The organism is Streptomyces palmae, assembly GCF_004684805.1.
In the GTDB taxonomy this organism is placed as follows: Bacteria; Actinomycetota; Actinomycetes; order Streptomycetales; family Streptomycetaceae; genus Streptomyces; species Streptomyces palmae.
The window spans coordinates 1-4,409 of the sequence record NZ_SRID01000484.1 but is presented as its reverse complement, the minus strand read 5'-3'; the positions used below and the strand labels follow the sequence as shown (position 1 = coordinate 4,409).

At 71.3% G+C, this 4,409-nt stretch carries 4 protein-coding genes; 2 read left to right on the top strand and 2 right to left on the bottom strand.

Annotated elements, in window-relative coordinates; genetic code table 11:
• Positions 1-57 precede the first annotated feature (57 nt).
• On the top strand, positions 58-1,035 hold the full coding sequence (locus E4099_RS29635; protein ID WP_135342195.1) for a small ribosomal subunit Rsm22 family protein: 978 nt from the start codon (positions 58-60) through the stop codon (positions 1,033-1,035).
• Positions 1,036-1,097: 62 nt separating this feature from the next.
• Here the strand turns inward: E4099_RS29635 and ddaH are convergent, their stop codons facing one another.
• Positions 1,098-1,925 (bottom strand): dimethylargininase, encoded by an 828-nt coding sequence (gene ddaH, locus E4099_RS29630; RefSeq protein WP_483414784.1) that lies wholly within the window; start codon positions 1,923-1,925, stop codon positions 1,098-1,100.
• Positions 1,926-2,096: 171 nt separating this feature from the next.
• Positions 2,097-2,921 (bottom strand): glycerophosphodiester phosphodiesterase, encoded by an 825-nt coding sequence (locus E4099_RS29625; protein ID WP_135342193.1) that lies wholly within the window; start codon positions 2,919-2,921, stop codon positions 2,097-2,099.
• A gap of 167 nt (positions 2,922-3,088) precedes the next feature.
• Here E4099_RS29625 and E4099_RS29620 point away from each other — a divergent pair, with 167 nt between their 5' ends.
• Complete coding sequence (locus E4099_RS29620; RefSeq protein ID WP_135342192.1) at positions 3,089-3,823, top strand: bifunctional DNA primase/polymerase; 735 nt, start codon at positions 3,089-3,091, stop codon at positions 3,821-3,823.
• Positions 3,824-4,409 lie beyond the last annotated feature (586 nt).

Here is a 4,409-nt window from a genome sequence, read left to right as displayed (position 1 = left end):
CCCCTCGGAGCCCCCACCGACGCCACCCGCACCAGCGGTGCCCCCGTCGGCGAGGAACTGCGCGACGCGCTGGCCCGGCTGCTGGACGGGCTGCCGCCCCGGCAGGCGACCCAGGCCGTCGACCGGCTGATCGCCAACTACCGGGGGCGCACCCCCACCGACGCCCCGGTACTGCGGGACCGCTCCGATGTCGCTGCCTACGCCGCGTACCGGATGCCCGCGACCTACCAGGCGGTGCGCTCGGCGCTGGCCGCGCTGCGCGCCCGCCTGCCGGAGTGGGTGCCGGCCGACCATGTGGACGTGGGCGGCGGCACCGGCGCGGCGAGCTGGGCGGTGGCCGACGCCTGGGCGGGCGCGGAGCGCACCACCACCGTGCTGGACTGGTCGCAGGCGGCGCTGGCGCTCGGCGAGGAGCTGGCCGCGAGCTCTCCCGACCCCGCGCTGCGGGCCGCCCGGTGGCGGCGGCAGGCCATCGGCTCCGGGCTGCGGATCGACCCGACCGACCTGGTCACCGTCTCCTACGTGCTGGGCGAGCTCACCCCGGAGGACCGCGGGCTGGTGGTGGACGAGGCGGCCCGCGCCGGGCGAGCGGTGATGATCGTGGAGCCCGGCACCCCCGAGGGCTATCTGCGGATCCGCGAGGCCCGGGACCGGCTGGTCGGGGCCGGGCTGCGGGTGGTGGCACCCTGCCCGCACAGCGACACCTGCCCCATCGAGGTGGGCCGCGACTGGTGCCACTTCGCGGCACGGGTCAACCGCTCCTCCCTGCACCGGCAGGTGAAGGGCGGCACGCTGCCGTACGAGGACGAGAAGTTCAGCTACGTGGCCGCGATCCGGGCGGACGGCGCGGAGGGCCTCACGGACGCCGCGCCGGCGGCCAGGGTGGTCCGCAAACCCCAGATCCGCAAGGGCATGGTGCTGCTGGACCTGTGCACGGAACAGGACGGGCTGCGCCGGGAGACGGTCACCAAGCGGCACGGTGAGCTGTACCGTGCCGCCCGGGACGCCGAGTGGGGCGACGCCTGGCCGTCCTGAGCCCGGACCGTCCCCCTCGGGGAAGGCGCCCCCGGATCATCCGTCCGGGGGACCCGCCAGGCTTAGCCGCGCAGCTCCTGGGTGCAGCACTTGACGCTGCCGCCGCCCTTGAGCAGCTCACTCAGGTCCAGCCCGATGGGCTCGTAGCCGCGCTGCCGCAGCGGTTCGAACAGTCCGACCGCCGCCTGCGGAAGCAAAACGTTCCTCCCGTCGCTCACCGCGTTGAGCCCGAACGCCTCGGCGTCCGCCTCCTGGGCGATGATCGCGTCCGGGAACAGCCGGGCGAGCACCGCCTGACTCCCGGGTGAGAACGCCTCCGGGTAGTACATGACCTCGCTGTCGGTGGTGTCGTCCAGGACGCACAGGGCCGTGTCGAGGTGGTAGTAGCGCGGGTTGACCAGATCCAGGCCGATCACCGGTCGGCCGAAGAACTCCTGCGCCTCGGGGTGCGAGAGCGGGCTGGAGCGGAAGCCGCGGCCGGCCAGCACCCAGGAGGCGGTCACCGCGAAGTCGCCCTCCCCCTCGTTGATGTGCTCGGGCTCGTGTATGTCCCGGTATCCGCGGGCGCGGAACCACTCCAGATGCGCCGCCGCCTCTGCGGTCCGCTCCGGATAGGCGAACCGGGCGCCCAGTACCCGCCCGTCGACCACGGTCGCGCCGTTCGCGGCGAACACCATGTCAGGGAGTTCCGGGTGCGGTTGGAGCTCCTCGACGGTGTGCCCCAGGGCGCGGTAGCGGTCCCGCAGATCCTCCCACTGGGCCAGGGCCAGGGGCAGGTCCACCGGTTTGCCGGGGTCCATCCACGGGTTGATGGAGTAGGTGACCTTGAAGTGGGTCGGTGGACACATCAGATAGCGTCGCGCGGTGGCACGACGCACGATGGTACGCAAGGACAACGAGGGCTCCTCACGGTGGTGTTGAGCGCGTACGCGATCGACGTACGCGCCATCCACATGGTCCACCCTGACGCGCCGCTGTCCATGGTCCGTGCGAGTGATTTCCCCCTCGTTCTGATGACCCCTGCACGGGGGTTCCCACGAAGGTCCGGCAGAGCCCGGGGATCAGGGGCGTACGGGGGTGCGGGTGAGCAGCCCCGGGGCGTCGGTGATGATGCCGCCGCAGCCCAGCCGCAGCATCCGGTCCCGGTCCGCGGGAGTGTTCACGGTGTGCCCCCACACCCGGGGGATCCCCGACCGCACCGCGCGCCGAACGTCCTGGTCACGGGCCTGGTAGTCGATGTCCAGCAACTCCACGAAGGAGCGCCAGGCGGCGAAGTCGTCGGTACGCATCTGCGCCGCCGAACGCCACAGCTGGGCACGCAGCCCCAGCCGGTGGACCCGCCGGGCGAGGGCCGGTCTGTTGGTGTTCACGAACACCGAGCCGGCCAACCCGCGCGCCTTGACCATCTCGGCCAGGCGCGGCAGCCCGGCCGGGTCCTTGACCTCCATGGTCAGCGTGCGCTGCCCGCCCAGCCGGTCCAGGACCTCGGCCACCGTGGGAGGCGGCTCGGGGCGCCACCGTCCGGGCAGCGCCGGGTCCGGGCGCAGCAGCACCCCGCGCCACCGCGCCGGGGTCAGTGCGGCCACCCGGCCGGTCGAGGAGGTCGTACGGTCCAAGGTCGCGTCGTGCATCACCACCGGTGTGCCGTCCCGCAGCACCCGGGTGTCGAAGTCGATCACCTCGGCCTGGTGCCGCCGCACCGCCGTGACCAGCCCGGACAGGCTGTTCTCGGGGACCTCCAGGGCTCCGCCGCGGTGTGCCGCGTAGACCACGCCGGCCCGGCCCGGTGCGCTCGACGGCCCCCGGGGCCGGACCCGCGCGTGCCCGGACCCCGCCGCGGTCAGCGCCAGGGCCGCTGCCACCGCCAGCAGAGATCTTGAGACCATGGGGGAACGCTAGGCGTCAGATTTCGGTTATGCCCGGCGAGTGCACCCATAGGTGGCAGTCTTCGGGCGCCCCGGATGCGGACACCGCCCCCTTCGGGAGCAGGATGGTGGCAGCATTGACCGGGTAACCGGCGGTGCCGCACGACAGCCGTGAAGCGAGGCGATGGATGGAACGCAAGAGCAGGTTCTCCCAGTGGCTACGCCGCCCCAGGAGCGGAGCGGGTGGCGACAGGGACACGGGAGCGCTCGCGGGAAGCGCGCGCGAGGATCTGCTCCTGTCCGCCGCCGCGGCGGGATTCCCGCTCGCCCCGGCGGCCCATCCGTCCGGCTACGGCTGCTCCTGCGACCGGATCGGCTGTCCCACCCCGGCCCGGCACCCGGTCTCCTTCGCCTGGCAGACCCAGGCCACCGCCGACATCGAGCAGGTCACCCAGTGGCTGCGCAACCAGCCCGAGGCGAACTTCATCACCGCCACCGGCATCGTCCATGACGTGCTGGACGTGCCCGCGGACGCCGGACGGCTGGCCCTGGACCGGCTGGGCGCCGCCGGTGTCGAGGTCGGACCGGTCGCCACCACCAGCGCCGACCTCCAGCCGAGCCGGATGCTGTTCTTCACCGCCACCCGCGGCACCCCCGAGGACGAGGACGAGTGGTGGCCCTGTGAGCTGGACTGCCACCCCGAGACCATGGACGAGCATCCCGGACTGCGCTGGCACTGCCGGGGGAGCTACGTACTGGTGCCGCCCGCCCGACTGCCCGGGGACGGGACGGTGGCCTGGCTGCTCGGCCCCGAACGTCCGTTGCCGGATCCGCTGACCCTGCTGGAGGCGCTCACCGACGCCATGGGTCAGTTCGCCGGCACCGACCAGGACCAGCACCCCGCCTGGCCGATGGGCCGCTGAGGCCGATCCCCGGAGCTTCCGGTGGGGGGTGTCGCCGATCCCCTCCGGGCGTCATGTATTGTTCTTCGAGTTGTCACGCCGTCCCCATCAAGGTCGGCAGGGCAACCACTCGCGCCGCACCGGCGGCAAACCACTACTGCACGGCCCTTGAACGGGATGAATTTCGGCATGCCGAATTTCGGACCGAATGGCTCGATTATGAGCCGACAAGGAAAACCGCTAACGTAGTGATCACGCCGGAAGGCGCAAACCCCCTCCGACGGGGAATCGGAAACGAACTCGGGCCGGGAACGGAACGAAAAAGAATCTGATAGAGTCGGAAAGGCCGGAAAGCGAAAGCGAGAAGGCCGCCCCGATCCAACAGGGGGCCGGATACGGAGAGCGGAAACGCGAAACGGATCTGGTAAGGTTGGAAACACCGAAGGGAAGCGCCCGGAGGAAAGCCCGAGAGGGTGAGTACGAAGGAAGCGTCCGTTCCTTGAGAACTCAACAGCGTGCCAAAAGTCAACGCCAGATTAGTTGATACCCCGTCTCTGGGCCTGATGGTCTGGGACGAGGTTCCTTTGAAGAAAAAACACAGCGAGGA

What these genes read in the sequence shown, in the direction of transcription:
- E4099_RS29625 (WP_135342193.1), bottom strand. Translation starts at nt 2,921, where the DNA reads ATGGTCTCAAGATCTCTGCTGGCGGTGGCAGCGGCCCTGGCGCTGACC.
- E4099_RS29620 (WP_135342192.1), top strand. Translation starts at nt 3,089, where the DNA reads ATGGAACGCAAGAGCAGGTTCTCCCAGTGGCTACGCCGCCCCAGGAGC.